The sequence below is a fragment of the Armatimonas sp. genome (genome assembly GCF_031410135.1).
Classification (GTDB): domain Bacteria; phylum Armatimonadota; class Armatimonadia; order Armatimonadales; family Armatimonadaceae; genus Armatimonas.
In genome coordinates this window covers 1-1,986 of record NZ_JANNYP010000097.1, presented here as the reverse complement: position 1 = coordinate 1,986, position 1,986 = coordinate 1, and the positions used below count along the sequence as shown (strand labels likewise).

General features: G+C 50.2%; 4 protein-coding genes. 3 read left to right on the top strand and 1 reads right to left on the bottom strand.

The features are described from left to right. The first annotated feature begins 223 nt into the window (after window positions 1–223). The 3 genes from RMO15_RS03660 (at window position 224) to RMO15_RS03650 (ending at window position 1,790) form a co-directional block, all read left to right on the top strand. Window positions 224–451 (top strand): hypothetical protein, encoded by a 228-nt coding sequence (locus tag RMO15_RS03660; protein ID WP_309707930.1) that lies wholly within the window; start codon window positions 224–226, stop codon window positions 449–451. 113 nt (window positions 452–564) lie between these two features. Further along, a complete protein-coding gene (locus RMO15_RS03655; protein WP_369016070.1) occupies window positions 565–990 on the top strand; it encodes a TlpA family protein disulfide reductase in 426 nt (141 codons plus the stop codon). Between the two features lie 5 nt (window positions 991–995). Further along, a complete protein-coding gene (locus RMO15_RS03650) occupies window positions 996–1,790 on the top strand; it encodes a prepilin-type N-terminal cleavage/methylation domain-containing protein (RefSeq protein WP_309707921.1) in 795 nt (264 codons plus the stop codon). On the opposite strand, the gene RMO15_RS03645 is transcribed toward RMO15_RS03650, so the two are convergent. After that, window positions 1,787–1,986: heavy-metal-associated domain-containing protein (locus RMO15_RS03645; RefSeq protein ID WP_309707919.1), on the bottom strand; the 200-nt coding region annotated here is incomplete at its 5' end. The genes RMO15_RS03650 and RMO15_RS03645 overlap by 4 nt on opposite strands.

Sequence of the window (1,986 nt, the reverse complement as noted above, 5' to 3'; positions counted from 1 at the left end):
GTTGGTCTTTATATCCTAATGATCCTGTAGCTAGATATGATTGTCAAAAGGGTGCGCAGACTAAATGGTGCAACTGTATGCAGAAAAATAATTGCCCTGGTAAACCTGCGGGTAATTGTAGTAACTGTACAGCTACTGGATGTTGAAAACTATTAGATTTCAGTGTGTGAGAAGAAATCGTTTTTTCTCACACATCGGAATTTATTTTGGGGGATTTTAAAAAATGTTAAAACATATAAACTTTGTATCTAGTCTTTTTCTGGTTGCATTGTTGTGTGGATGTAGCGGTAAAACAAAAACTGAAAAAATAGAAGAGAAAGCAGTAGTTCACAGAAAAGAAATTGCCGAAGTGAAAAAAATGAATATATCTAGTGAGGAAAAAGAAAAGAGAATTCATCTTATTGAAGAGCAGATGGCTCGTGATATAAGTGAAATTAGACATGACAGGTAGAAGAATATGAATGCGTTTTTCGTTTCTTTATTTTGGTAAATATGAGAAGAAGATAATAATTTTTTGTAGGTAATAGATTGTATGAATTAATAATTTACAAATCTTACAAGATTATGTATTTCTGGTCTAAGTCATGCCCGTCCTGCCATGCAAATATGCCGCACTTGCAAAAACTTCGAGACGAGTATGGGCCGAAAGGCTTGGAAGTGGTTTCGGTACATCGGCCTATGGGGGAGTTTGACCTTGACGAGGCCAAAGTGCTGGAAGTTGCCAAAGAGCTTGGCATTACCGAGAAGCTGATCTTCGACAACGACCACTCTATCGGCGATGAGCTGAAGGTGGACGCGTGGCCGACGTACTTTCTCTTCGACAAGGACGGGAAGGTGCGCCGCCACGCCAAAGGGCAGTTCGGAGTGAAGATGATCGAGCAGGCGCTGATCCGGCTCTTTGACGAAGAGGGGAATGTAGACGAAGCGCGGGAAAAAGAAAAAGAAAAAAGCCCTGAGGCCGTAACAGAATCCTTCCCACTATCGTTTTAGTAGATATGAACACACGCCACTCTCACCGTGGATTGAAATCCCGGCTACAAAAGATAAGTCCGCCTGCGCAGACTGCCGAGTCCACAGTCCACGAAGGTGGACTTCTCCTCACTAGCCGCGAATTCATTCGACGGTGCGACACACGCCGTGCCTTTACCCTCATCGAGCTTCTCGTTGTCATCGCCATTATCGCGATTCTGGCCGCGATTCTCTTCCCGGTCTTTGCACAGGTGCGGGGCAATGCGCGCAAGATCACGTGCCTCTCGAACTTGCGGCAGATCGGAACGGCGAACCTGATGTACTCCCAGGACTACGATGACCTTCCCGTGTGGGGCGGCGATCCACCGGACTTGAACGCCAATGCCTGGGGCGGCAACACGGATATTGCCAACATGCGGCCTCAGCACGAGGTGCTCATGCCCTATCTCAAAAACAAAGAGGTCTGGCGCTGCCCCTCCGACACCGGACTCGACTACAGCGGGCCGTTTGAGGGCACCTACATTCCCTCGCACCCGACCAGCTACACCAAGTGGGGCTCTAGCTACATTACCCGCACCGAGATCATCTTACTTAAGCGCCCGATCTCCACGCTAGAAGCGACGGACTTCAGCACCAACCAGGCCGTCGGGACAGCGGGAATCGGGCTGTTCTTCGATGCGGTGGGCTACTGGCACGGGAGCAAGGGGCTGTTTTCCAGCAGCCGCGAGGGCTACCGCAACAATGCGATGTACCTTGATGGCCACGCCAAGAGCCTTAGCAACACCGACTACCTCAAGCTCTGGAGCCTCAGCATCCGCTAGCCCTCGGTGAGGGTTGCGGGGAAACCGGCGTGGTCGAGGCGTGTGAGAATCGCGGCGACGGAGACCAGAATTGGGTCGTGGGCTACGATGACCGTCTTTTCTTCCACATTGACCTGCACTGCACCTTTGCCCACCATTTTGGTACGCGCCCGATAATTCGCGGGGGCGCAGCCGCCACACTCAATCTCGGGGACAG

Excerpts from the sequence above, each read along its gene's own strand:
- RMO15_RS03660 (WP_309707930.1), top strand. The coding sequence starts at position 224 with ATGTTAAAACATATAAACTTTGTATCTAGTCTTTTTCTGGTTGCATTG.
- RMO15_RS03655 (WP_369016070.1), top strand. The coding sequence starts at position 565 with ATGTATTTCTGGTCTAAGTCATGCCCGTCCTGCCATGCAAATATGCCG.
- RMO15_RS03650 (WP_309707921.1), top strand. The coding sequence starts at position 996 with ATGAACACACGCCACTCTCACCGTGGATTGAAATCCCGGCTACAAAAG.